Genomic DNA, 24,981 nt, shown 5'->3' with positions numbered 1-24,981 from the left:
CAAGGAGGAGCCGCCATGCCGCGCACCCTGGCACGCAAGGACCCGACCCTCTTCAAGACCCTGCCCCTGCAGGTGGACGCCAGCCCGGACGGGCTGGCCTACCGCAGCCTCGGCCTGCCGATGAACTTCGCGCAGATGCTCGAACGGCGTCGCCAGCCCCTGGTGATCGACGACAACCAGCGCTTCTCGGTGCAACTGGCCAACCTCGGGGTTTCGGTGCGCCTGACCCTGACCCTGCACGGCCAGACCTACTGGGTGGTGGTGCGCCAGCGCCGCCAGGACCGGGGCGACACCGTGCTCAAACTGATTTCCGGCTATGTGCCAGCCCATGAACTGAACCTGCCGCTGCTGACCGCCATCCAGGAAGTGGCCGAGGAATGCCTGATCGAGACGCCGGACGGCTGGCTCGCAGGCCGCTTCGCCGACACCTGGCTGCCGACGCCCTACCCCAAGGCCCTGCACTACCTGGAGCACGCCTACTTCCGCCTCAGCCCGCTGTCCGGCGCGGCACGGCCGGTGCAGAGCGGCAGCCTGACGCTGCTGGAGCGCCCCCACGCCTACGTGCACCTGCCCACCGCTTCCCTGCAGCTGGTCTACGACCTGGCCCTGGAGCTGCCCCGCGAGGCGCGCCAGCCGAGCCTGTTCCACGTCGATGAAGTGCTGCAGGGCGAGGCCCTGGTGGCCAGCCTGGAGCGCCGCCGGCCGGACATCTACCTGCTGCCCTGCCAGGACGGCCAGCCCACCGGCGAACTGTTCACCCTGCTGGACGGCGAGCTGAAGCCGGCCAGCACGCGGGGGCTGTGGCTGTCGGAAGGGTTTGCCGAGCAGGACGGCTGGCTGGTGCGGGACGAGCGGGTGCGCTGGAAGGACTGGCTGGCACGGGTCGGCACCGCGCCGATGAGCCGGCGGCGACTGGCGGGCTGAGCCCGCCAGCCGCACTCGCGGCCTACTTCAGCTCGCTGGAGCTCTTGCCCAGCAGGCGCCGGGCCACGATCAGCAACTGGATCTGCTGGGTGCCTTCGAAGATGTCGAGGATCTTCGAGTCCCGCGCCCATTTCTCCAGCAGTTCGTCTTCCCCGTAGCCCAGCGCGCCACACAACTCGACGCACTTGAGGGTGACCTCGTTGGCGACGCGCCCGGCCTTGGCCTTGGCGATGGAGGCTTCCTTGGAATTGGGCAGCTTGTTGTCGGCCATCCAGGCGGCCTTGAGGGTCAGCAGCCGCGCCGCTTCCCACTCGGCCTCCAGGCGATAGAGGGTGGCTTCGGCGTGGCTGACGCTGAGCAGCGGCTTGCGGTAGTCGAAGCTGCAGCCGGCCTTCTTCAGCAGCTCGCGGGTCCTGTCCAGCGCGGCCTTGGCGACGCCGATGGCCATGCCGGCCACCAGGGGGCGGGTGTTGTCGAAGGTCTCCATCACCCCGGCAAAGCCCTTCTGCACGTCGATCTCGGGGTTGCCCAGCAGGTTGGCCGCCGGCACGCGGCAGTCGTTGAAGCTGATGGAGGCGGTGTCGGAGGCCTTGATGCCGAGCTTCTTCTCCAGGCGGGTGACGGTCATGCCCGGGGTGCCCTTCTCCACCACGAAGGACTTGATCGCGGCGCGGCCGAGGCTCCTGTCCAGGGTGGCCCAGACCACCACCGCATCGGCGCGCTCGCCGGAGGTGACGTAGATCTTCTCGCCGTTGAGCACGTAGTGGTCACCGTCCTTCACCGCCGTGGTGCGGATGGCGGCGGAGTCCGAGCCGCAGCCCGGTTCGGTGATGGCCATGGCCGCCCAGGTGCTGCCGAAGCGCTTGAGCTGCTCCTCGTTGGCCACGGCGGCGATGGCGGCGTTGCCCAGGCCCTGGCGGGGCATGCCCAGCAGCAGGCCGACGTCGCCCCAGCACAGCTCGATGACGCCCAGCAGGGCCGAGAGGTTGCCGCCGTTGCGCACGCCCTCCTCCGCCTGGCCACTGCCGCGCTTGCTGGCGGAGGTGGCGCCGACGGCATCGGGGGAGCCGGCGTTCATGCCGTCCAGCAGGGCGGCCAGCAGGTCCAGCTCCTTGGGGTAGGCGTGCTCGGCCTTGTCGTACTTGCGGGAGATGGGGCGGAAGTAGTTCGCCGCCACCTGGTGGGCCTGGTTGGCCAGGCCGCGGAATTTCTTCGGGGTTTCCAGGTTCATCACAAAGTCCTCAGGACCGGATTTCGACCGTTCGAGCTAGACGCGCAATCGGTAGAAAACGGTTCTCACAAGTGCAGGCCGCCGGCCATGACGGCCACGGCACGCAGGTCGCGGTACCAGCGCTCGGCCGGGTGTTCCTTGGTGAAGCCGTGGCCACCGAGCAGTTGCACGGCGTCGGTGCCGATCTTCATGGCCTTCTCGGCGCACAGCAGGCGCGCCAGGTAGGCCTCGCGACGGAAGTCCTCGCCGCGCTCGGCACGGGCGCAGGCCCGCCAGACCATCAGGCGCATGGCATCCAGCTCGATGCCGATGTCGGCCACCATGAAGGCCACGCCCTGGCGATGGCTGATGGGTTCGCCGAAGGCGACGCGCTCGTTGCAGTAGGTCACCACGTAGTCCAGCGCGGCCTGGGCGGTGCCCACGGCGAGGGCGCACCAGGCCAGGGTGGTGTAGGCGAGAAAGCGCTCCAGATCGAAGGCACTGCCGGCCAGGCGGTCCTCCACCGGCACCCGCACGCCCTTCAGGCTCAGTCGGGCGGTGGCGCAGGCCTTGAGGCCCATGGCCGGTTCGGGGCGCAGGTTCAGGCCCTTGGCACCGACATCCACACGGAACAGTGCCGGGCCGTCGGCCGTCTGGGCGGCGACCAGGATGGCACTGGCGTTGAGGCCTTCGAGCACGAGGCATTTCTCGCCATCGAGCTGGTAGTGACGCCCCTTGCGCTTGGCCCGGGTGGCCAGGCGCAGCGGGTCGACCAGCAGGCCCGGCTCGCTGACGGCAATGGCCATGGCCGGCGGGCGCGCAATCCCGACGAAGGCGGGCAGCCAGCGGGCCTGCTGCTCCTGGGAGGCCCAGCGGCGGATGCAGTTGGCCACCGACAGCGGCACCAGCAGCGAGGCCGCCAGGGACAGGTCGCCCCCGCCGAGGGCTTCGGCGATCAGGGCGTTGGTGACGACGGTGCGCTCGCCGGCCATACCGCCCAGCGCTTCGCTGACGCCGTAGTGGGCCAGGCCCAGCTCCAGGGCCTGGTTGATCAGCTCGGCGGAGACGCAGCCCTGGGCATCCGCCGCTTCCGCAGCCGGCCGCAGGACCTCCCTGGCGAAGGCGCCGAGCATCTCCACGAGCATCTGCTGCTCGTCACTGAGGGACAGGTCGAAGAGGCCGTCCGGGTCCGCCGGGCGCGGGGCCTTGGCAGATTTGGCGGGCTTGGCCGCCATCCGGAAGCCGGCACGGCTGCCGGTGTACAGGAGGCGTTCGAAGGGTTTGCGCAGCTTGAACCGGTCCGGCCAGTCGGCCTGGGCCACGCGGTTCAGCACGGACAGGGCACGGCCCTGCACATCGGTACTCATGGCATCGCTCCACGCGGGGTGAGGATGCCGGGATGATGCGCGCGCGCCACGAGGGGCGCCTATGACCGGGCCGACGCGCCGCTGTGGCGCCTCGGCCAGTGGGAACCCCGTTCAGGGGCTGCTGGGCGTCGGCCCTGCCGGACCGTGGGAAAGCTCAGCGAATCAGCGACTACGGATCTTCTCGACGATGGCGGTGGTGGAGCTGTTCTCCACCAGGCCGAGTACCCGCACTTCACCGCCGTAGGCACGGACCAGGTCGGCACCGACCACCTGCTCGACGCCGTAGTCGCCACCCTTGACCAGGATGTCCGGCTTGACCTCGCCCAGCAGGCGCTCGGGGGTGTCTTCGCTGAAGCTCACCACCCAGTCCACGGCGCCGAGACCGGCGAGCACGGCCATGCGCCGGTCCACCGAGTTGATCGGCCGGCCGGGGCCCTTGAGGCGGCTGACGGAGGCGTCGTCGTTGATCGCCACCACCAGGCGGTCGCCCTGGGCGCGGGCCTGCTCCAGGTAGGTCACGTGACCGGCGTGGAGGATGTCGAAGCAGCCGTTGGTGAAGACGATCTTCTCGCCGTGGGCGCGGGCGTCTTCGATGGCCAGCAGCAGTTGCTCCAGACTCAGCACGCCGCGCTCGGAGCCCTGCTCGCGCTGCACCGCGCGGCGCAGCTCGGGGGCGCTGATGGCGGCGGTACCCAGCTTGCCGACCACGATGCCGGCGGCCAGGTTGGCCAGGGCGACGGCCTGGGGCAGGTCTTCACCGGCCGCCAGGCTGGCGGCCAGGGTGGAGATGACGGTGTCGCCGGCGCCGGTGACGTCGAACACTTCGCGGGCACGGGCCGGCAGGTGCAGGGCCGGGTGGCCGGGGCGCAGCAGGGTCATGCCGTGCTCGCCACGGGTCACCAGCAAGGCGCCGAGGTCCAGCTCCTGCATGAGCCGGGCGCCCTTGGCGACCAGCTCGGCCTCGTCGGCGCAGCGGCCGACGATGGTCTCGAATTCATTGAGGTTGGGGGTGATCAGGCTGGCGCCCCGGTAGATTCCGAAGTCCTTGCCCTTGGGGTCGGCCAGCACCGGGATACCCTTGCGCCGGGCTGCCTGGATCAGCGCCTGGTGGTTCTTCAGGGCGCCCTTGCCGTAGTCGGAGAGCACCAGCACCTTGACGCCGGTGAGCAGGCGTTCGACCTCGGCGGCCAGGGCCTCGGCGTCGGTGTCGAAGGGCTCTTCGAAGTCCATGCGCAGCAGTTGCTGGTGGCGGCTCATGACCCGCAGCTTGACGATGGTGGGCTGCCCGGCGATGCGCTGGAAGCGGGCATCCACGCCGGCGGCACCGAGGCTGGCGAGCAGGCTCTCGGCGGCTTCGTCCTCACCGGTGACGCCGACCAGGGCCGCCGGTGCGCCCAGGGCGGCGATGTTCAGCGCCACGTTGGCGGCACCGCCCGGACGGTCTTCGATCTGGTCCACACGCACCACCGGAACCGGCGCCTCGGGGGAGATGCGCGAGGTGCCGCCATGCCAGTAACGGTCGAGCATGACATCGCCCACCACCAGAACGGGGGCCAGATCGAAATGGGGCATGGTGAGGTTCATGAAGACTCCGGGGCATGAAAAAACGGCGCGGATCATACCATAGCAGCCGATCCGCCCCGGCGAAGGTGGCCGTCAATCGGAAAGCCGGCGGACCCAGAACAGCTCGTGGCGACGCACGGCCTTGCGGAAGAATTCATCCTCGCCGGTGGCTGGCCAGCGGCGGCCTGCGAGGCAGCGCTGGATCAGCCGGCGCAGGCGCTTTTTAGTGGGCAGCGGCCCCTGCAAGTCATGCTGCATGGCCAGGGCCTGGGCCTTGTCACGCTGTTGCGCGGCATCCAGGCAGAGGCTCCACAGCGGGTCGGCCGGAAGCGGCTCGATGGCCGGCGGCAGCGCGATGCCCTGGCCGGCGGGGCCCATGGGCCAGCGGTCGTTGTCGTGCAGGTGGTTGGCGTAGAGCAGCAGGCTGGCGGGCTGCCAGTCGGCTTGCTGGATGGCCGCGAGCAATGCCTGGGTCGCGGCGACGTGGTCGCTGTGGGGATCCAGCTCGGGATGGGGCGTGACCACCACCTCGGGGCGGAAATGCTCCAGCAGGCGCGCCAGGTCAGCCACCAGATTGGTCCAGCTGGGCACGCCGTCGGCGTCGCCGGGCAGCTCGATGGGGTTGTGCTGGCGCACGGTGCGGACGTCGGCATCCCTGGAAACCTTCGAGCCGAAGCCCTGGTCGGGCGCCTGGGCCATGGCCGGGAGCTGCAGGCAGTAGTAGCCGAGCTGCACACAGCGGGATTGCGGGACGCCGCCCCAGAGCGGGATGGCCAGGCTGTCCCAGCTGCGCAGGCGCCCTTTGAGGCGGGCGGCTGCGGCGGCGTCCAGGCCGAGCCGCTGGTAGTGCTCGGCTTCGATCTCGCCTTGGGTGAGGGTGACGATGCTGGCCTCGGCGGCCTGGCTGTACAGCCCGAATGCGGCCAGCTCGGCGTCGTCGGCATGGGGGGCGATAACCATCACCCGCTGCTGGCGGAAGTCGGGCTGGGCGAGGGCGTAAAGAGTGGCGTCGGCGGCGACCCGGCAGAAACGCCCACGAATGACGAGGGTGCCGGCCTGCAGCGCGTCGTGCTGGCCGGTCAGGTTGAGGTAGCGCCAGCCATCGACGCCGCGCTCGAAGTCCTGGCGGTCGTCACCCACGCAGACCGCCGGGTCCAGCCAGCGGCCCAGCCAGGACGCGCGCAGGCGTACCCGCAGGATCAGCGTGTCCGCGGCGCCTGCGCCCTCGGGCAGATGGACACGGCCGCTGGCCAGGTCGAGCGGCCACTCGGGCGTACCGGCCGGGAAGGCGTAGCGGTAGTCATCGCTCGGGGCGTAGAACAGGTGGTCGGCGAACCAGGCCTCATGGGCGATCCAGCCCAGCACCAGGGCCAGCGGCACTAGCCACCAGGCCACGCCGATGCCCAGTGCTACCAGCAGGACGAGGGCCACCAGCAGCGCGATGCGCTTCTGCCGGCGATGGCGTTTCAGCAGTTGCTGCTTGCGTCCGCTCATGGGTTCACACCTGGTAGACGGGCACGCGGTGGCACCAGCGGTCCTTGTATTCGCGGTCGGCACGCCCGAAGGAGTAGCGCAGCGGCTTGTCCAGGGCGCGGGCCTCGGCCCAGGCGGCCTGGGTGTTGACGAAGCTGAGGACGCTGCCGGGGCTGAAGGCGCGCTCCTGGGGATCGACGCCACCGTTGATGTATTCGAGGCTGACCCAGCGCGGGGCCTCGACCCGGTAGAGCACCTGGATGGCCACGGGGCGGTCCTCCAGGTAGATCAGCGAGCCGGTCATGAACTCGCGCATCAGGCCGAACACCTCGGCCAGGTGCGCCTTGCCGGTGGCGTCGAAGCCCCAGCGGCGGTGGAAGAGATCGGCATAGATGGCCGCCTGCTCCGCCGGTTCCAGCTCCAGCATGGGGCGGATCACGCCGCCCGCCTCTTCCAGCAAGCGTTGCTCGCGGCGCTGGTTGTAGCGGAACTTCTTGCTGTAGTCCTCCGGCTCGCGGGCCAGGGCCAGGCCCTCGGGCTGTTCACGCAGGCCGGTGATGCCGCCGAGGTTGAGGGCCGAGACATAGCGGGCCCGATGACGCAGGGCTACGCCGGCCTGCTCGGCGATGGGCAGGATGATTTCGGCGTTGCCCAGGTCGAACAGGCCGCGCTTGCCCTGTTGCTTGAGCACGACCTTGGACAGCGCCAGGTGTCGGCCCCAGGTGGGCAGCGCAGCGACCAGACGGCCGTCCTGGTTCCGCCCCAGGTAGCGCACGGGGATGCCGGCCAGGCCGGCCAGGCGCTCGATCACCTCGGGGTGGGTGGCGACGCTGCCGCCGAACTCATGCCAGGCACGGGCATAGGTGGCGGCGTCGATGGGCTCCCAGCCCCGCTCACGCCAGGCGCGCAGGTAGCTGAGCATCAGGCGTCCTGCTCCACCGCGTCCTTGCCGTCGTCCTCGAACTGCTTGGCGTGCAGGCGGGCGTAGTAGCCGTTGAGGGACAGCAGCTCGCGGTGGGTGCCGCGCTCGACGATGCGGCCCTGGTCCATCACCAGGATCAGGTCGGCCTTCTCGATGGTGGAGAGGCGGTGGGCGATCACCAGGGTGGTGCGGCCCTTCATCACTTCGTCCAGCGCGGCCTGGATGTGCCGCTCGGACTCGGTGTCCAGGGCGGAGGTGGCCTCGTCGAGGATCAGCAGCGGGGCGTTCTTCAGCAGGGCGCGGGCAATGGCCAGGCGCTGGCGTTGACCGCCGGACAGCAGCACGCCGTTCTCGCCCACCAGGGTGTCGTAGCCCTGGGGCATCTTCTCGATGAACTCGGCGGCGAAGGCGGCTTCGGCGGCGGCCTTGACATCTTCCAGCGGGGCGCCGGCGAGGTCGCCGTAGGCGATGTTGTTGGTGACCGTGTCGTTGAACAGGGTGACGTGCTGGGTGACCAGGGCGATGTGCCGACGCAGGTTGCGCAGGCGGTAGTCCTCGATCTCGACGCCATCCAGCAGGACCTCGCCGTTCTCGTGGTGGTAGAAGCGCGGGATGAGGTTCGCCAGGGTCGACTTGCCGCTGCCGGAGCGCCCCACCAGGGCCACCATCTGGCCGGGTTCGGCGACGAAGGATATGTCGTCCAGCACGGGCTTCTCGCTGCCCGGGTACTGGAAGTTCAGGTGGCGGACCTCCAGGCGGCCTTCGACACGCTCGCGCTCGACGGTGCCGCGGTCGATCTCGGGCTCTTCATCGAGCTGTTCGAAGATGCTCTCGGCACCGGCGACACCGCGCTGGATGGTGGAGCTGACTTCGGACAGCTGGCGGATCGGCTTGGGCAACAGGCCGGCCAGGGTGATGTAGGCCACCAGGTCACCGGCCGAGGAATCACCACGCAGCAGCAATACCAGGAACATCAAGACAGCCATGGCACTATATATGACCAGTTGCAACGACGGGGTATAAATGGCTCCGGTGCGAACCATCTTGAGCTGCTTGGCCTTGTTTTCCTTACTAGCGTTCAGAAAACGCCTCTTCTCGTAATCCTCTCCACCAAAACTCCGCACAACACGATAGCCTTGTATGCTTTCAGACGTGATATGGGTAACATCCCCCATACTTGTTTGAATTTTTTTGCTTTGCCTACGAAATTTACGACTGGTATTAGTCACCATAAGGCCGATAACTGGAAGGATTGCAACCATGACCAGTGTAAGCTTCCAATTCATCCACAAAAGGGTGCCAAATAGAAAAATTACTGTCATCCCCTCGCGAACTACAACTTTGATTGCATCAGTGGCTGCACCAGTGACCATCGTTACGTTGTAGGTAACTCGCGAGATTAGATGACCTGAGTTATGGTTATCGAAATAGTGGTTCGGCAGCGTAAGTAGATTATTGAAAAGGGCGATGCGTAGATCTTGAATCAGCCCCATTGAGACCTTAGCAAGGTAGTAGTTGCCGAGGAAAGAGCCGATTCCCTGCCACAGCGCAATTAACACAATGAGCAACGGAACGGCCTGCAGCAGTTTCAAATGCGCCAACCAAGGCGCATGCTCAAGCAGCCAAGGTACACCAAGGAACAGGCTAGCATTCGGATTGGACAAGCCGTCGACAAAGTACTTCAGCATGTACCCAAGCATCGGCTGGGTGGAGGCGAAGACCAAAAATCCGAGTATGCTCAGCACGAACAGCCCCATGTAGGGCCGCACATAGCCTAACAGACGGAAATAGATCCTCAAAGCAGAAGCGTCTTTTTTGGCAGATTGGGTCATGACATACCAGCCGGCAGTAAGAGCGATACATTTTAGCACAGAGTCTCTGCACATCACTCTATACGTGTGTCGCAAGCAGGCGTAGGTTGTGTAAACTATGTGTCGACAGCGCTGCTGGCTGCAACTTAGAGAACTTGGAATGCCGCTGAAAGAGATTTTGCTAGACTGGCTCAACCCTCTGGAAAAAATTCAGAGCGAGACCTACCATCAACTATGCAATGGCGCAACAGTACTTGAACGAGATAGCCATGGAGAAAAAGTGCTCCTCCTCAAAGACGGTAGCATTATTAAGTTATTTCGCCTCAAGCACATAGTCAGCTCAGCACTATTCTACCCTTATGCCAAAAGATTTTCCGACAACGTTAAAAAACTGAAAGATCTAGATATTGCGTGCCCTTCGGTGATTGGTGTTTATCGGGTGAAATCCATAGATCGAGACGCGGTACACTATCAACCCGTACCAGGAAAAAATTTAAGACATTTTCGCAACACACAAGAAAAGTGCCCATCTGATCTATTTTATAGACTGGGATGTTTCATTGGAAAGCTTCATAACACCGGAATATATTTCCGCTCACTACATTTAGGAAACATAATATTAATGCCTTCAGGCGAGTTTGGCCTGATAGACATAGCAGACTTGCAATATCAAAAAAAACCACTCAGCAAGCTGAAAGCCACACGAAACTTTAGACATTTACTGCGAGACCCCCAGGATAAAAGATGGCTCACAAGCAACGAGTTCGGTGATTTTTTCGCAGCCTATCGAACCTCACGAAAGATTAAATAATACCCAGCAAAGCATCTAAATCACACTGAGCAAGCTTAGGCACAATCTCACTCGGCAACTTGCTAGCAATTGAAAGATTGTAAACCTCATAACGCCCCTTCCTGACAATTTTTCGTGACATCCATTCAAAGCTGGGCTCAATAAACTTATCGTAATCTTGGTGCAGAGAGGTACGCACCGCCTCCTCTCCTGACTCATAGAAGCGCCCCATTGCGCCATCTAAATCAACCCCAACAAGGTATACTCGCCGAACCCCTAAGTGATAGCTCAATTGCAACGCCACATAAGGAATAGTTCGAGCAACGAAATACCCCTTATCCATATTCAAACTAAAACCTATCCTATTAGGTGACCGCCTGATCAAAGAGAGTCCACAGATCAGATCTGGATCATGCCTTATAGACCAGGCATAAGCCCTGTCCGAGAGGGGCTTACGACCAATGAATCGATTAACTCTCTCCAAAAGAAAAATAGACTTCCCCTTGAGAGCATCAGGACTTATGTTGTATATACCCGACAAAACCTCAAGACTAGCGGCGATATGCTTCGAGTAGTTCACACCTCTCAAAATCAACTCAGGACGGTCACAGACAAAACTTGCATCATCACACATATAGATAAAAGGCTTTACATCCTCATCTTCAAAGGCCGATATAGAGCCATTCATAGAAATAAACGAATAGCTTCTATATCTTTTGAAGTCAAAACTTTTGGTAGAAGGTCCCGATGCCACAATAAATGCATCTACCCCCAAGCCCCCTATTATCTCGGAGAACGAACGCAGGCGGGCTACTTGGCGGCCATAATCATCAGCCAACCACCGTTCTCCAGCAACAACCTTAACAGCAAGCATCTTTATACCGGCAGCCCACCAGCGCTATGCCAAGGGGCATCCAAAACCACAGCCACACTAAGTTAGGCGTACTCACAAAGCTGTTAAGCTCAACAGCCATAACCAAAGAACCCGAAGCAAGGAGCGAGAAACCGAATGCAGCCGAATCCCTCGTAGATGCCGACTTCAACATTCCCCACAACCGACGAAAAGCTAGCAACATAACCCCAGCCATCAGGACCAGCCCAACTATTCCGAACTGAAAATATACCTCAAGGTATAGACTGTGCGTATTATGAACAACTTGCTTTCCATCGTCGATGATGATGGGCTGAAGCTCAGAACCAGCGCCCGCTCCAAAAAGCCAATTTAGACGAGCCTGAGCAAGCACTGACTGCCAAACCTCATCACGAAAAGTAAAACCTCGGACACCAAACTCGTAAGCAAAGTGAGCGTAGGCAAAATAAGTCAAAACGGCGATAACAGCAATAGCGGAAAAGGCAAAGCGCCTCCACTTTTTCAGATCAAAGAATATTAACCACAAAGTAGCTCCGCAACTCAAAGAAGCCACCCAACCTGCACGAGAAAAAGTACAAACCACATAGACACCTATGACAAATGAGCACACCGACCAAAGTAGAAGAAGCCAAGAGTTTCTCTCCTTAAAAAACAGCCAGAGCGCCGCACAGAGACACACAGCATAATGCAGAGACGCTACTATTGTATTCCCAAAATCAGCCACCCCTTCTACGCCAGAGGAATATATGCTGTTAGCTCTATACCCAACAGATAAAAACCCAAAACCATACCAATTCCATAATGAAAACAAAGCAAAACCCGCCCCCGAAAGAGCATACAAACCAAGTAGCAAACGCCACTTGCAGGTAGACATTTCGATTCTCGAAACAGCAAAAATAAAACAGCCTATTAGCAGAAGGCGACGAGCAGACTTTCCATCAGCGCCAACCCAAGCCGAATTTATAAACAAGTAAAGCCAGAACACACATACCATCCACTGAAAAATATCTGGCTTAGCAAGCGGCCAATCACGGAAAAGTGCAAAAAGAACCGTAAGCACTATAGCCAGACGCAAAAAGCTTGCCCACGCGGCGTTACTAGCAGGCCAGTAAAATGGACCTAAGATGAGAGCACACAGGACAAGCACGCCACACAATTTTGTCAAAAAATCGCCATTATAGATTTTCACGATATAATAATAATTCCTTTCATACTTCAGAAAGCTCAGAAAATCCGGCATCACTGATCATCCACTCTGGTTGGTGCGATAGCGCAACCACTCGATCTGCGTCAGGCCTTTCGATTTTTATCCAAGCATCTCTTTTCCAGCCGAAGAAGTGCAAGTAAGGAAATTCCCTGTCGCCATCCAGATCATTGGTCAACAGCCCATTACGCCAATACCATTCCTTAGGAAAATTATAAGTCCCGTTAGTCCAAGTCCGTCCCGCATTCGGCGTACTGTAGGCTTCTTTAAACTCGCTACATCTATGCATTGGGTTAAACTTACCTACGAGCCTGAAAAGTGGCGCAGGAAGATTCTTACGCCAAAGAAAAATTCGACTAAAGGCCCCTTCATCCAGAGCATGATGCTCTTCATCGGCAAAAAGATCACGCCACTTTGGTATACGCCTAAAAGCCTCACGCATGCGTGTATTGTTACGCAGCAAACAGAGATGCCCAGATATACGCCTAGAATGCGTAGACAAAAGTTCATAGCGAGAAAGACGCTCAACATTGAAATATTTACGCAAGCGCCCATATATTACATCAATATCACCAAACCCCCAAAAATCATATTCTTCCAAACGATCAGCATGCACAAAACCCAATGCCTCTTTAATATCGCAAAGCTTATAAGGGTTTCGCGGCATAAACTTTATCTGAAGACGTTGACTTACCAACAAACAGTAGTCTTCGTAGCTAATTTCCTCAATAGATACATTCCCAGGCAAATCATCTGGAACTCCGCAGTCGCTGTACAGCAGCCAATCTATATCTGGATTCAGTGCACAGCTTCGTAAAAATAGAGGAAACCAAAAAGGCCAACTGCCAAAATATGGAATTACAAAACAGATTGAAGGCATTTCATAAACCCCATTTCATCTGTATACGCTCCCACCATTTAGTTCGTCGCCACGGACGGAGCGGAGCTTGTAAAGCCTCCACCACCTGTAGACCCAAAATATCGAAACGGTATTTTCTCTCAACCAAAGACTTACCCTGACGAGAGATCTCATCAGCTATTTCATGCTGTTGGCGCAAAAAATTAAGCTTCTTTCGAAATTCTTCAACGGTACGGTAAAGAACCACGTTCTTCATATCAATGAATCCTAAAGCTTGGTTTTCCTCTTCACCTTGATCATAGGCAAAGAGCACACAGCCACACGCCATAGCCTCAAAATTCTTGATCATATACTCGCCCATCCCCACGTCAGCGCTTATGAAAAACCGTATACGATTGAGAGTTTGTAAATACTCATCACCCGAATTCGTGCGCATGACGAGCAACGGCTCTTGTTCGCAAATTGAATCAAGCATGGCCTTCCGATTACTGTAAGCAGTGCTTTTAATACTACCTACAAACGCCAACTCAATATCTCTTTCCTGCTTTAAGTCACGTAAGAGAGAGTGATCATAGCCTTTGGGTACAAATACAGCATCCACACCTTCTTCGCGTAGTTTTTTAGCAACCTTATAACCAGAGCTTATAACACGAACCCATGGCAATTGCCTGTAGTACTTAGAGAATGCACCGGTATACTTGCATGGAATGTAATTCTGGTAAGCATCATGTTCAAGTATGACGAGATTGGGCAATGAGCTAATAAAAGAAACTTGACGAATCTCCTGCTTGAATCGTAAAAAAAGTAAAATACGATCAAACTCACCCAATTGGATATTCCTAGAGAAATATTTTCGCAAATTTTTCTGATCTTCACGGGTAAGCAACTGAATATTACAATCACAACCCTGTGCAATTCCGTCATAAAAACGATCAAGTATGACTCTCTGCTCCTTCTGTACAAGCAGCAGCACCTTCAAAGCACGACTCATGCTACTTTCTTCCCTCATAGGATTCATAATGAAGCTTATCAATACGAGTACGCAGCCGTGCCAAAGGCAGTAAGATACGATTTTCTCGGCGCCCCATGGAGTGCCTGGAAGAAAATGTCTCTTCCACGATTTCCCCCCCCACCCTGACTCGAGAAGCACGTACCTCTAGTGTACGAATTCGAGCTCCTACTTTTTTCATTGCATAGCTCAAAAGACGTTCGGCGTGCAGCCCTCTTTTCATCTCCTTGCAGAAAGGCAAGGCGAGCTCTATACGCTTTCCATATGCTTCAAATACCGAACTACCGCAAACAGCAAATCGGTCATTTAGCCCGTTCCACCATTGCCAATCAGGAATATAAATAGCTCGGTGCCTGGCAGAGATTGCGGGCACTACAAAATCAGGCAAAGGGTCGTGATAAATAAGATCAGGCCGAAGAAAAATAACTACATTTGGCCGAAAGGCTTTAACCATAGATGTAACTATGTGTAGCGAATTCAGCTGATGCACGAGATTTTCCAAGGACTTAAAATTATCCATCCAAACATCACCGTGACCCTTTAGCTCTTCGACCTTCCATTTATCCAAACATTCGCCTGCAACCTCGTAGCAACCAGTCATCCCTTCAAAAACCCGGTAATTCTCTTCACTTAAAAAAGCATTCTCCCCAGACCGAGAATTTTTGACTAACTGAGGCTCATACAAATGATAGAAAGATTTCACGCACGCATTTTTAGAAGGGAGACGCTTATATATATTTTTCTCGATAGAGGGGAAACAAATCGAGGAATTTCGGGGCAGACCAAAATATGCGAGAGCTATTCTCATAAAGCAGGCACAAATCCAGAAAAATTAAAATTAGCTTAACTAAACCTCAACACTTTTAACTACCTTAGACCATTCAGCCCTGCTGCATGTCGGCGAAAGTGGCAATGCAATTTAACTAAAATAATCCATGCGTCGCCATTCGCACAAAAACCTATAAAAAAACAAAAGCCTATCAAAAGAATTATACTTCCGACTTCTTACATCTATCCCTTAAGTATATTCACTCTGCTGAACCAGCCCCAAAAGACTTCACGCGCCTTCGTATCCGAAAAATCCTGCGCAAGACCATGATAAGCAGAGCGCGAGTACACATCTCCCCCAAGAGCATGTAGCTCGCGCTCAGTAATCAGGCATGAAGCGAATGATTGCTTATCTCCTAGATTAAACAGCTGCCCTTTTCCTTCAACCACCTCGCGAGCCCCCCCACAATCACTGCAAATCATCGACACTCCAGCTGCCATGGCCTCCAGAAGCACCATCCCAAAAGGCTCGTGATCGGACGTCAAAGCAAAGACGTCAAATGCCTTGAAATAACGCCGCCCTTCCGGGACCTGCCCAAGGAAGCGTACCTGTGCAGTAACGCCCAATTGCTCGGCCAGCGCTTTCAGGGAAGCCTCAAGCCGGCCACTGCCCATGATGGCCAGCAGGCTGCCAGTTGGCAGTTGCGGTAACGCTTCGGCGAATCCGCGGATCAGCGTGGCCTGGTCCTTGTCCGGGTGCAGGCGGCCGACATTACCGACCACCCAGGCATCCTGGGGCAGGCCCAGCGCCTCGCGCGCTTCTTCGCGAGACTTGAGGCCAGCCTGGACCGCCGCGATATCGATCCGGTTGTAGAGGGTCTCGATCCTTTCAGCAGGCCAGTCGGGCAGGCAACGGCGCATGTCGTCACGCACCGCGTTGGACACCCCCAGCAACGCCAGGCGCTTGCGGAAGAAGTTGGCGAACACCCGGCGCGACAACCGCTGGTAGTCACCGAAGGCATGGTGCACGCCGATCACAGGCAGCGATGTACCCAGCAAGGCGATGTAGATCGGCTTGAAACGGTGGGCAATGCAGAAACGGAAATCGCGAGCTGCCACGATCTTGCGGATCGCACGGATCGCACCGAGCTTGAGCCCCCTCACGTTACGGCTGCTCTGGCCGAGGAAGATCACTTCATCGGAAGCCGATCCCTGCACCACCGCCTCACTCGGCTCGCCCGTGAGGTAGACGGTCGTCACCTTGTAAGGGGTGCCCTCGAACAGCACGGCGTACTGACGGGCGCAATCCAGAAAGGGCCCGTCATAGCCGTGGCAGAACTGCAGGACGCGCGGTTCAGAGCTGCTCATACCACTCGGCGCCTTCCTTGACCACGAGGATGTCTTCCATGATCAGGTACTGCAGGTCCGACCCGTAGAACATGTTCAGGGCATCGGTCGGCGAGCAGATCATCGGCTCGCCGCGACGGTTCAAGGAAGTGTTCAGCGACACGCCGTTGCCGGTCAGCTTCTCCAGCTCGAGCATCAGGTCGTACCAGCGCGGGTTGTGCCGACGCTCAAGCACCTGGGCCCGCGAGGTGCCGTCCTCGTGCACCACCTCGGAGACACGCTCCTTCCACTCCTCGTTGACCTCGAAGGTGAAAGTCATGAAGGGGCTCGGGTGGTCCACCTTGAGCATCTTCGGAGCAACGGTATCGAGCATCGACGGGCAGAAGGGCCTCCAGCGCTCGCGGAACTTGATCTGTTCGTTGATGCGATCGGCAACGCCCGGAACGCTCGGGCAACCGATGATGGAACGACCGCCCAAGGCACGCGGGCCGAACTCCATGCGCCCCTGGAACCAAGCCACCGGGTTGCCGTCGACCATGATGCGGGCGATGCGCTCCGGGGTGTTCTCGATACGCTTGAACACCGGCTTGTTCGGGTGCTTGGCGCAGGCGGCGATGACCTCCTCGTTGGAGTAGGACGGGCCGAGGTAGACGTGCTCCATCTTCTCCACCGGCACACCGCGCTTGTGGGAGACATAGGCCGCAGCGCCCACGGCGGTGCCAGCGTCGCCGGAGGCCGGCTGCACGAACAGCTCCTTCACCTCCGGGCGGGCGATGATCTTCTGGTTCAGCTTGACGTTGAGCGCACAGCCGCCGGCGAAAGCGATCTTGCCGGTGTCACGAATGATGTCGCCCAGGTAGTAGTCCATCATCTCCAGCGCCAGCTTCTCGAACAGCGCCTGCATGCTGGCGGCATAGTGGATGTAGGGGTCGTCGGCGATGTCGCCCTGGCGCTTCGGTCCGAGCCATTCGATCAGCTTGGGCGAGAAGTAGTAGCCCTTGCCGTTCTCCTTGTAGCGGCGGAAGCCGATGACGTTGGCGTAGTCGGTGTTGATCACCAGCTCGCCATTCTCGAACTTGGCCAGGCGGGAGAAATCGTACTTGGCGGCGTCACCATAGGGCGCCATGCCCATGACCTTGAACTCACCGTCGAGCATCTCGAAGCCGAGGTACTCGGTGATCGCGCCATAGAGGCCGCCGAGGGAGTCCGGGTCGAAGAATTCCTTGATCTTGTGGATCTTGCCGTTCTCGCCCCAGCCGAAGAAGGTGGTGGCGTACTCGCCCTTGCCGTCGATCCCGAGGATCGCGGTCTTCTCCTTGAAGCCGGAGCAGTGGTAGGCACTGGAAGCGTGGGCCAAGTGGTGTTCCACCGGCTCGATCTTCACTTTCTTGGCGTCGAAGCCCAATTGCTCCAGGCACCAGACGATCTTGTTGCGGTAGCGCTTGTAGCGGCGGTTGCCCATGAGGATCGCGTCAAGGGCGCGATCCGGTGCGTACCAGTAGCGCTTGGCGTATTGCCAACGGGCCTTGCCGAAGAGGCTGATGGGGGCGAAGGGGATGGCCACCACATCCACATCGGACGGCTTGATACCCGCCTGCTCCAGGCAGAACTTGGCCGACTCGTAGGGCATGCGATTCTTCGCGTGCTTGTCGCGCACGAAGCGCTCTTCTTCGGCGGCCGCGATCAGCTTGCCGTCGATGTAGAGCGCGGCGGAAGGATCATGGCTGAGGGCGCCGGAAAGGCCGAGGATCGTCAGTGCCACAGTGTTAAGCCTCTATCAAAGCGGCCGGGCGTCGTGACGCCCGGCAAGTTGTCCAGTACACAGCCCCTCGGGGCTCGTTCCCAGCTTCAAGCCTCGGGCTTCAAGCTGGCCTTGGGTAAACGTTCATCCAGGTGACGGTACAGCGCCGAATCCGCCGGCCAGTTGCGCAGAAAGCGCTCGCGATCCCGGGCATAGGCCCTGGCGAAGCTGCGCTCGCTGCCGTGTTGCCGAACCGCATCCAGGTCGATCAAAGACCAGTGCCCGTCCTGCCAGAACAGGTTGTGCCCCTTCAGGTCGCCGTGGCTGATGCGCTCGCGGATCAGCGCGGCAAACAGGCGATCCAGGGCTTCCAGCTCGGCTTCCGGCGGCAGCCCCTGGTTCGCACCGTCCGCCTGGGCGTCTCGAAAACGGGCGATTATATCTTGACCCGGCAGATATTCGGTAATCAGGTACGCGCGTCCGCGCAGGCCCAGCCAACGGTGCTCCACCACCGCCAGCGGACGCGGCGTGGCGATGCCGAGGAAGGCCAGGCGATGACCCTCGCGCCAGCTGTGCCAGGCACGGGACGGCCGCCAGAAGCGTTTTAGCCAGTGCAGGAGGTTCTTGATGTTGTAGCGCTTGACCAGCAGCGTCTCGCCGCCTTGCTCCACCCGTGCCACCGTTGCGGCACCGCCGTCCTTGAAGCGATGACCGGCGGCGATGGCGGCATCCGGAGCGGCCAGCAGCGGCGCCACACGCGCCTCGGCATCCCGACGAACGGCACGCAGGCCGAACAGCGAGCGCCGGACGCTGAACAGGCTGCATTCGCGACCGACCTTCTCGAGGAAGTCACGCAGGCGCCAGCGGCGGACCCGGGCGATCTCCTTCTCCAGCATTTCCAGCGGCAAGGCGTGCTCACCGTTGGCCAGCAGGTAATGCACCAGCAGCTCTTCCAGGTAAGGCGCAAGGGTGGCGGGCAACTGGGCGAAGAACACCCCGAGATTGGCCAGCACCTGCTCGCGGGGCAGGGGTTCGCCCTCGCAGACGGCACGCACACCGCCACCATCGATCAGCTTGAGCTGCCCGTCATGCCGGAGGATGTTGTCCAGATGCAGGTCCTCCTGCACCAGGCCGCGAGCATGCAGGCGGGCGACCAGCTCCAGGGCTTCACCCACGACGCGCTGCTGGCCGTCGGAGAGCAACGACTCGCCTTCGACCCGGCGCCACTCGTCCCACAGGCTGCTGGCGCCCTCGAGGAACTCGAACAACAGCCAGCCACCCTGCCCGGACGCCAGCCCGCTTTCCAGCAGGGCCGGAGTCGGCAGGCCCTGGCGCGCCATCAGCTCGGCGCCCTGGCGCTCGCGCTCGAAGTGGCGGGCTGCCTTGCCCCCCACCAGCAACTTGGCCAGCACCCGGCGCCCTTTCCACATCGCAGCACCTACATAGCGCTGGCCCGGCAACACACGCAGCAGAGTCTCCAACTGCAGCCGTTCGCCGTTCAGCTCAAGCTGCAGGGGCAAGGCAGGGGAACGCCCCATGCCAGCAAGTTCAACAAGCCTCATGCGCGGCTCTCCTTGTCCCGCTGGCGCCGCATCAGGAGTTGCTCCCAATGCTCGACATCGGCGCTACTTCTCAGGTAGGCAACCAGGAAGTGCCGGATATCAGCGGTGCTCCAGATACGCGCACGGCGCAACAGAGGCTCCAGGTCCTTGACCCGGTCGCGACGACCGAACAGCAGCGGACGCGTCTTCTCCAGATCGATCAGGCACGCCTCGTAACCGACGGCGGCAGGGCGCAGGAAGATGTGCTTGGGGTAGAAACAGCCGTGCATCTGCCCGGTTCCGTGAAGCTGCCGCGCCAAACGGCCGCAGGCGTCCAGCAGGGCCTCGCGCTGGCCGGCTTCGACCGCAGGCCATTGGTCGAGCCAGTGGTCGAGCTCGTGCCAGCCATCCAGAGCACGGGTCAACAGGATGGCGCGGTGCTCGCCCGAGCAGCGCCGCTCAGCGAAGAAGGCTGCTTGTAACGCGGGAATGCCCAACTTGGCGTAACGACGGATATTGCGGAATTCCCTAGCGAAGGTCGGCTCACCGAAGGGATGCGCTAGGCTGCGGGTCAGGTGATTCGACTGGCGCTTGAGGTAGTACGCCCGCTCACCCAGCTCCAGGCGGAACACGCTGCTCCAGCCGCCGCGCTCGGTGTTGGGAAGGTCCACGGCTTCGAGCTTGAGCGCCCACAAGGCATCGAAGTCGGCCAGGCCGTGGGCCTGCAGGCAAGCCAGGTCGTCAGGGGCCACGAAGTCGTTCATTCGCGCCCCTCGAAGTAACTCAGCACACGGCGGACCTGAGCCTTGCCACTGCGATCCAGGCGCCCGAGCCCACGGTATTGCAGGTAGAAGCGCATCCGCTGAACGCGGGACAGCTTGTACTTGGCCACCTTGTCGAGGCAGGCGAGATCCTTGACGATCCGTCGCTCCAGGAAGCGCCCCCACCAGAAGGCTCCCGTGGGGCAATCGATGAAGAACAGTTTCCCGGCCGGATCCACCAGCAGGTTTCGCCATTTCAGGTCGTTGTGCGCAAACGCGTGATCGTGGAGGGTCCGGGTCGCCTTGGCCAGTTGCCGGCTGATGCCATCCACCCAGCGCCGATCGAGCAGACGCGGATCATCGGTGAGCGCCAGGTGCGCCAGGTCCTCGGTGTCCAGCAGCTCCCGAGTGATCAGCGCACCCCGCAGAAAAGCGCCACCCCGGCGCTCCATGCCGTAGGCGACGATGGGCGCGGTGGGTATACCCCACTTGGCGAACCAGCGCAGGTTCTGCCACTCCGCCTTGACCCGGGGCCGCCCGAGGTAGCGACGCAGTCCCTTGCCTGCCCCCCAGTAGCGCTTTACGTAATAACGGATGCCATTGCGCTCCAGGCGTACGACTTCGGACAGCGGATCGCTGGTGATGCGCTCCGCCTCCAGGGCAAAGACGCGATCCAGGCTGCCAAAGTCCTCCGCCAGCGCGGCGTAATCGGGGGCCAGTATCCAAGCCGCCATCAGAGTGCATCTCCATAGCGCTGCTTGCGCGCATAGAGCTTCGCCGCCTTGCGAGCCAGGTGGGCCAGCAGGGGCCGCTCCTGGCGCAAGACCTCGCTCAATGGCCGGTCGAAATAGACCCGCAGGAAGCGAAGCCAGTCATGTCGGGTCAGCCCGATATCCAGGGCCGAGAAATAGAGCGCAGCCAGGTCCTTGTCGCGCCAGCGGCGCGGCAGGCTCGGGCGGACCTGGGCGCGGTGCAGGTCGATGACCGACAGGCGGAAGTCGCTCGGGGTCACTGGCCTGTCGGTGTGCAGCAGGAAGTGGCAGATGTAGCAGTCGCGGTGGTTGACGCCCGCGCGGTGCATCTCACGCACCATTCGCGCCACCTCGTCGATCAGCGCGCGCTTGAGCGCCAGGGGCGGCGGGTTGCGCGGCCAGTCGAGGGAGAAGTCCTCGAGGCTGACGGTCGGCGCCAGTTCCTCGGTGATGATGAAGGAGTGCTGCTGGGCCGGGTTGTCGCCGCGCTCGCCGAAGGCGACGGCGGTCATGGTCGGCACGCCCACCTCCTGCAGGCGATGGATCGCCCGCCACTCCTGGCCGGCGCCGAGCACCGGCAACTTGGCGGTCACCAGGTTCTTGAGGATTTCGCCCCAGCCGATGCCGCGATGGATCTTGACGAAGTAGCCCCGCCCGTCGACCTCGGTACGCAGCGTGCGGCGGCCATCCAGCTCGCGATAGACCTGGCCATGCAGGGCCTCTACCGCTTCGAAGGCGTCACGCCCGCGCCACAGCTGTTCGAAAGGCGCCCTCAGCTCCAGCTTCATGGACGCTCCTGGAGAATCAGGTCGGCCGCCCGCTGGGGCATGCTGTACAGGTCGGCATGATCGGCGAAGGCCAGGCCATTGGCCGCCCAACGCTGGCGCGCCGCGTCGTCGGTGAGCATCTCGGCGAGCATGCGATTGAGGGTGTCCTGCTCGAAGGGACTGGGCACCACACGGCCGGCCTCGGCCTCGTCGATGTAGTGGGCATAGCCACAGACGTCGGTGACCAGGACCGGCAGGCCGGCCACCAGCGCCTCCAGCAGCACCGTGCCGGTGTTCTCGTTGTAGGCAGGGTGGATCAGCAGGTCGGCACCCAGCAGGAAGCGCGGGATGTCACTACGCCCCTTGAGGATGTCCACCTGGTCGGAAATGCCCAGGGCCTTCACCTGCAGCAGGAACGGCTTGGGGTCGTCCTGGCCGATGACGATCAGCCGGGTGCGCTTGCGCAACTCCCGCGGTAAGGACGCCAGCGCCTTGAGGGAGCGGTCCAGCCCCTTGGTCTTGAACCCGGAGCCGATCTGCACCAGCAGCCGGTCGTCGTCGGACAGTTTGAACTCCCGGCGGAACTCGGCACGGATGTCCGCCGCATTGGCCGGAGCACGACGGTCACTGGCAATGCCCGGTGGCAGCAGGTGGAAGCGCGACGCCGGGGTGGCGTAGTGCTTCACGAACAACGGCTGCTGCACTTCGGAAATCATCAGCACGTCGGTCTTCGACTCGGGGGCGAACACGGCGCGCTCGTAGTCGGAGAAGTGCTTGTAGCGCCCCCAGCGACGGTACAGGCCGTTGCGCAGGGTCTGCGCCTTGTCCTCGAAGCAGGGGTCGGCGGCGTAGTAGACGTCCAGCCCGGGCATCTTGTTGAAGCCGATCACCCGCTCCACCGGCTGGCGCGCCAGGTCGGCCTCGACCCAGGCGGTGAACTTCTCGTTGCGCTTGTGGTTGAACAGCGCCTTGACCGGCGCGACCCGCACGTCAAAGCCGTCCGGCACGTCGCCTTCCCAGATCATGGTGTAGACGCGGATGGCGTGACCACGACGCTGGCATTCCTGGGCGATGCGCATGAAGTCGCGCTGCAGGCCGCCGAAGGGGAAGTACTTGTAGAGCACGAAGGCCAGTTGCATCAGTGGGAGTCCTCGGTCAGCAGCAGGGCCTCCAGCTGGGTGGCCACCCGCTGCGGGTTCAGCCGGGTGAAGCACAGGGGCTGCTCGCGCTTGAGGTCGAAGCGACGGCGCTCCTCTTCGCTCGGCTGGTAGGCGCACTGCTTCTTCAGGCAGGGCGCACAGGGGAAGTCGCTGCCCAGGTGGACCTGCGAACGCCCGTAGGCGCCGGTGAAGCCTGGGTTGGTCGGGCCATAGAGCGACAGGGTCGGCACATCCAGGGCGGCGGCCAGATGCCCCAGCCCGGTGTCCACGGCCACACAGGCACGCGCGCCGGCGAGCACCTTGGCCATGCCGGCCAAGGACAGGCGCGGCAGCACGGCGGCGCCATCCAGGCCTTCGGCGAGGCGTTCGGCCCTGGCCTTCTCTGCGGCATTGCCCCACGGCAAGCGCAGGTTCCAGCCATGCTCGCAGACCCGCTCGGCCAGCTCGCGCCAGTAGGCTTCGGGCCAGTGCTTGGTGTCCCAGGTGGTGCCGTGGAGGAACAGCAGGTAAGGCGCGGCGCCCGGCGCGTCGGCCAGTTGCGCGCGATTCAGGCCGTAGTCACCGGTGCTCTGTGGCAGCGGGTAGTCCAGTGCCTTGGCGAACAACTGGCGCACCCGCTCGACGGCGTGTTGCCCCCAGGCGACGGCATGGGGCTGGTCGTAGAAACGCGCGGCGATGGGCTCACGGGCTGACTCGCGATCGAGCCCGGCCACCGGGGCCTTGGCGTAGCGGGTCAGCCAGGCGCTCTTGAACAGCCCCTGGGCGTCGATCACCAGGTCGTAGCGGGTCTCCCGCAGGCGCCGCTTGAAGCGCCCCCATTCACCGCTGCGCAGGGTCTGGAACAGGTTCTTGCGCCAGCGGCGGATTGCCACCGGAATGACCTGGGCCACCGCCGGGTGCCAGGCGGGAATCTCGGCGAAGCCTTCCTCCACCACCCAGTCGAACTGGATGCCGGGGATGGCACGTGCCGCATCGGTGATGGCCGGCAGCGTGTGGATCACATCGCCAAGGGAAGAGGTCTTGACCAGCAGAACCCTCATCCGGCGACCTCGATCGGGTCCGCCACCAGGCGCTCGAGGGCCTCGATGACCGGGCGCGGCTTGAGCTGGCGCAGGCAGTTGTAGTGCCCGAAGCGGCAGGTGCGCTCGAAGCACGGGCTGCACTCCAGCCGCAGGCGGACGATTTCGACGTGCTCGGCCAAGGGCGGCGTGAACTGCGGCGAGGTGGAGCCGTACACGGCCACCAGCGGGCGGTTCAGGGCGGCGGCGACGTGCATCAGGCCGGAGTCGTTGGAGACCACCGCCTCGGCGCAGGAAAGCAGGTCGATGGCTTCGGCCAGGCTGGTCTGCCCGGCCAGGTTGACCACCTCTTCCCGCAGGCCGGGAATGAGGCGCATGCGGATGTCTTCGCCGCCGGGGTGGTCATTCTTCGAGCCGAACAGCCACACCTGCCAACCGGCGCGGATCTTCACTTCCGCCACCTTGGCATAGTGCTCGGCCGGCCAGCGCTTGGCCTCGCCGAACTCGGCACCGGGGCACAGGGCCAGGACCGGGCGATCCAGTCCCAGGCCGAAGCGGCCGAGGGCGGCGTCGCGGCTCTGCGCCTCGATGCGCAGGGACGGGCGTGGATACGGCTGGGGCAGCTCGGCACCGGGCTCGAATGCCAGCGCCATGAAGCGCTCGATCATCAGCGGGTAACGGGCCTTGTCCAGCGTGCGGATGTCATTGAGCAGGCCGTAGCGCATCTCGCCCTTCCAGCCCGTGCGCTTGGGAATCCCGGCGAAGAACGGCACCAAGGCCGACTTCAGCGAGTTGGGCAGCAGGATGGCCTGGTCGTACTGGCCGGCCAGGGATTTGCCGATGCGCCGGCGGGTGGCGAGTTCGAGCGCGCCATGCCCGAGCGGGAAGCTCAGCGCCTGGCGGACTTCCGGCATGCGCTCGAGGATGGGGCGGCTCCACTCGGGGGCCAGAACGTCGATCTCGCAGTCAACAGGGCGCGCCTTCAGACACTGGAAGAGCGTCTGGGCCATCACCATGTCACCGACCCACGAGGGGCCTACGATCAGAATTTTCATAAGCGGGCAGCTTCACGCCTCAAGCGACAAGCCGCAAGCTCCAAGCGGTCGCCCACTTGCAGCCTGC

22 protein-coding genes are annotated in these 24,981 nt (G+C 61.5%); 2 read left to right on the top strand and 20 right to left on the bottom strand.

Annotated elements, in window-relative coordinates; all coding sequences use genetic code 11:
* Positions 1-15 precede the first annotated feature (15 nt).
* Positions 16-924 carry a hypothetical protein gene (locus SZ55_RS02925; RefSeq protein WP_044401024.1) on the top strand — a complete coding sequence of 303 codons (909 nt, stop codon included), beginning with the start codon at positions 16-18 and terminating at the stop codon, positions 922-924.
* Positions 925-946: 22 nt separating this feature from the next.
* Here SZ55_RS02925 and SZ55_RS02920 read toward each other — a convergent pair whose 3' ends face one another.
* The 6 genes from SZ55_RS02920 to msbA all read right to left on the bottom strand — a co-directional run bounded on the left by SZ55_RS02920 (position 947) and on the right by msbA (position 9,291).
* A complete protein-coding gene (locus SZ55_RS02920; protein WP_044401021.1) occupies positions 947-2,155 on the bottom strand; it encodes an acyl-CoA dehydrogenase family protein in 1,209 nt (402 codons plus the stop codon).
* A gap of 65 nt (positions 2,156-2,220) precedes the next feature.
* On the bottom strand, positions 2,221-3,501 hold the full coding sequence (locus tag SZ55_RS02915; RefSeq protein WP_044401019.1) for an acyl-CoA dehydrogenase family protein: 1,281 nt from the start codon (positions 3,499-3,501) through the stop codon (positions 2,221-2,223).
* A 162-nt stretch (positions 3,502-3,663) separates the two neighbouring features.
* Positions 3,664-5,085 carry a bifunctional D-glycero-beta-D-manno-heptose-7-phosphate kinase/D-glycero-beta-D-manno-heptose 1-phosphate adenylyltransferase HldE gene (hldE, locus tag SZ55_RS02910; RefSeq protein WP_044401016.1) on the bottom strand — a complete coding sequence of 474 codons (1,422 nt, stop codon included), beginning with the start codon at positions 5,083-5,085 and terminating at the stop codon, positions 3,664-3,666.
* Positions 5,086-5,157: 72 nt separating this feature from the next.
* Positions 5,158-6,558, bottom strand: a complete 1,401-nt coding sequence (locus SZ55_RS02905) for a PIG-L deacetylase family protein (RefSeq protein WP_044401014.1) — start codon at positions 6,556-6,558, stop codon at positions 5,158-5,160.
* A gap of 4 nt (positions 6,559-6,562) precedes the next feature.
* Positions 6,563-7,459 carry a GNAT family N-acetyltransferase gene (locus SZ55_RS02900; protein ID WP_044401011.1) on the bottom strand — a complete coding sequence of 299 codons (897 nt, stop codon included), beginning with the start codon at positions 7,457-7,459 and terminating at the stop codon, positions 6,563-6,565.
* Positions 7,459-9,291, bottom strand: a complete 1,833-nt coding sequence (gene msbA / locus SZ55_RS02895) for a lipid A export permease/ATP-binding protein MsbA (RefSeq protein ID WP_044401008.1) — start codon at positions 9,289-9,291, stop codon at positions 7,459-7,461. Before msbA ends, SZ55_RS02900 begins: the two co-directional genes overlap by 1 nt.
* Before the next feature lie 139 nt (positions 9,292-9,430).
* Between msbA and SZ55_RS02890 the strand changes: the two genes are divergently transcribed.
* Positions 9,431-10,081: a toluene tolerance protein gene (locus tag SZ55_RS02890; protein WP_152644427.1), complete on the top strand. Its 651-nt coding sequence runs from the start codon at positions 9,431-9,433 to the stop codon at positions 10,079-10,081.
* On the opposite strand, the gene SZ55_RS27850 is transcribed toward SZ55_RS02890, so the two are convergent.
* From SZ55_RS27850 to waaF, 14 genes are all read right to left on the bottom strand, one after another.
* The gene (locus SZ55_RS27850; protein ID WP_044401005.1) at positions 10,074-10,934 is read right to left on the bottom strand and encodes a hypothetical protein; all 861 of its coding nucleotides are present in this window, start codon (positions 10,932-10,934) and stop codon (positions 10,074-10,076) included. The two genes, SZ55_RS02890 and SZ55_RS27850, sit on opposite strands and share 8 nt — an antisense overlap.
* Entirely contained in the window at positions 10,921-12,171 is a 1,251-nt protein-coding gene (locus SZ55_RS27255; RefSeq protein ID WP_082078133.1) for an O-antigen ligase family protein, read from the bottom strand. Before SZ55_RS27255 ends, SZ55_RS27850 begins: the two co-directional genes overlap by 14 nt.
* Positions 12,140-13,015 carry a DUF6625 family protein gene (locus tag SZ55_RS02880; protein ID WP_044401003.1) on the bottom strand — a complete coding sequence of 292 codons (876 nt, stop codon included), beginning with the start codon at positions 13,013-13,015 and terminating at the stop codon, positions 12,140-12,142. The genes SZ55_RS27255 and SZ55_RS02880 overlap by 32 nt, the downstream gene beginning before the upstream one ends.
* Position 13,016: 1 nt before the next feature.
* Complete coding sequence (locus SZ55_RS02875) at positions 13,017-13,973, bottom strand: glycosyltransferase family protein (RefSeq protein WP_044401388.1); 957 nt, start codon at positions 13,971-13,973, stop codon at positions 13,017-13,019.
* A 13-nt stretch (positions 13,974-13,986) separates the two neighbouring features.
* Positions 13,987-14,706, bottom strand: coding sequence for a hypothetical protein (locus tag SZ55_RS02870; protein WP_330217331.1), 720 nt, complete (start codon positions 14,704-14,706; stop codon positions 13,987-13,989).
* Positions 14,707-15,014: 308 nt separating this feature from the next.
* On the bottom strand, positions 15,015-16,139 hold the full coding sequence (locus tag SZ55_RS02865) for a glycosyltransferase (RefSeq protein WP_044400997.1): 1,125 nt from the start codon (positions 16,137-16,139) through the stop codon (positions 15,015-15,017).
* Positions 16,126-17,880, bottom strand: a complete 1,755-nt coding sequence (locus SZ55_RS02860; protein WP_044400994.1) for a carbamoyltransferase family protein — start codon at positions 17,878-17,880, stop codon at positions 16,126-16,128. Before SZ55_RS02860 ends, SZ55_RS02865 begins: the two co-directional genes overlap by 14 nt.
* 86 nt (positions 17,881-17,966) lie before the next feature.
* Entirely contained in the window at positions 17,967-19,421 is a 1,455-nt protein-coding gene (locus SZ55_RS02855) for a lipopolysaccharide kinase InaA family protein (protein WP_044400991.1), read from the bottom strand.
* Positions 19,418-20,164 carry a lipopolysaccharide kinase InaA family protein gene (locus SZ55_RS02850; protein ID WP_044400987.1) on the bottom strand — a complete coding sequence of 249 codons (747 nt, stop codon included), beginning with the start codon at positions 20,162-20,164 and terminating at the stop codon, positions 19,418-19,420. The genes SZ55_RS02855 and SZ55_RS02850 overlap by 4 nt, the downstream gene beginning before the upstream one ends.
* A complete protein-coding gene (locus SZ55_RS02845; RefSeq protein ID WP_044400984.1) occupies positions 20,161-20,895 on the bottom strand; it encodes a lipopolysaccharide kinase InaA family protein in 735 nt (244 codons plus the stop codon). The genes SZ55_RS02850 and SZ55_RS02845 overlap by 4 nt, the downstream gene beginning before the upstream one ends.
* On the bottom strand, positions 20,895-21,701 hold the full coding sequence (gene rfaP, locus SZ55_RS02840; RefSeq protein WP_044400981.1) for a lipopolysaccharide core heptose(I) kinase RfaP: 807 nt from the start codon (positions 21,699-21,701) through the stop codon (positions 20,895-20,897). Before rfaP ends, SZ55_RS02845 begins: the two co-directional genes overlap by 1 nt.
* Positions 21,698-22,819 carry a glycosyltransferase family 4 protein gene (locus SZ55_RS02835; protein WP_044400978.1) on the bottom strand — a complete coding sequence of 374 codons (1,122 nt, stop codon included), beginning with the start codon at positions 22,817-22,819 and terminating at the stop codon, positions 21,698-21,700. The genes rfaP and SZ55_RS02835 overlap by 4 nt, the downstream gene beginning before the upstream one ends.
* Positions 22,819-23,880, bottom strand: coding sequence for a lipopolysaccharide heptosyltransferase I (gene waaC / locus SZ55_RS02830; protein WP_044400975.1), 1,062 nt, complete (start codon positions 23,878-23,880; stop codon positions 22,819-22,821). Before waaC ends, SZ55_RS02835 begins: the two co-directional genes overlap by 1 nt.
* Complete coding sequence (gene waaF, locus SZ55_RS02825) at positions 23,877-24,914, bottom strand: lipopolysaccharide heptosyltransferase II (protein ID WP_044400972.1); 1,038 nt, start codon at positions 24,912-24,914, stop codon at positions 23,877-23,879. Before waaF ends, waaC begins: the two co-directional genes overlap by 4 nt.
* Positions 24,915-24,981 lie beyond the last annotated feature (67 nt).

The sequence above is a fragment of the Pseudomonas sp. FeS53a genome (assembly GCF_000931385.1).
Taxonomy (GTDB): Bacteria; Pseudomonadota; Gammaproteobacteria; order Pseudomonadales; family Pseudomonadaceae; genus Metapseudomonas; species Metapseudomonas otitidis.
This window is presented reverse-complemented; position numbering and strand designations above follow the sequence as displayed.